This is a genomic window from bacterium (assembly GCA_024226335.1).
GTDB lineage: Bacteria > Myxococcota_A > UBA9160 > SZUA-336 > SZUA-336 > JAAELY01.
The window spans coordinates 1-573 of the sequence record JAAELY010000103.1 but is presented as its reverse complement, the minus strand read 5'-3'; the positions used below and the strand labels follow the sequence as shown (position 1 = coordinate 573).

Sequence of the window (573 nt, the reverse complement as noted above, 5' to 3'; positions counted from 1 at the left end):
CTCTATCGGCAAACCGTTAGCCCGACGCGAGACGCTTCTCGCGGCGCCTAGCCTGTACCGGTTGATAGGCCAGGCGACCATGATGCTCGCAGTATGGCATCGGCCCGGCCTTCGTTCGGCCGCAGAAATGAAAGCTCTCCTCGCTCGGATCACCGATGGGCCAACGGCACATCGTCTCTTTTAGTGTGACGATGCTCGCCCGCTCATGGAGGGGGATGACGAGTTCTTCGATCGGTGCCGGCGACGGTACGAATTCTTCCTCGTAGTTCGGCTTCAACGCGACGTTGCCGCGCGTACCGAACGTGAGCGATGGCCCTTGGCTGTGCTGCGGGACATGGTTGCCACGTGCCCGGGGCACACTTGAGCGCGAGCTCGTCGCGCGTCCCGAAAGCCCGAGACGATGGACTTTGCCTATCACCGCGTTGCGGGTCACGCCGCCTAAGCGACCCGCAATTTGACTGGCACTCAGTCCCTCCGCCCAGAGCTTCTTCAGCAGTTCTACTCGTTCATCAGTCCAAGCCATGTTGGCCTCCTCGTTTGGACTCAGATTCCACTCGTCCCGCAAGACGGCTT

1 protein-coding gene is annotated in these 573 nt (G+C 61.3%); it reads right to left on the bottom strand.

Features of this window, described 5'->3' with window-relative positions:
- Nucleotides 1-16: 16 nt before the first annotated feature.
- Entirely contained in the window at nt 17-523 is a 507-nt protein-coding gene (locus GY725_04405; GenBank protein MCP4003418.1) for a GcrA cell cycle regulator, read from the bottom strand.
- Nucleotides 524-573: the final 50 nt, after the last annotated feature.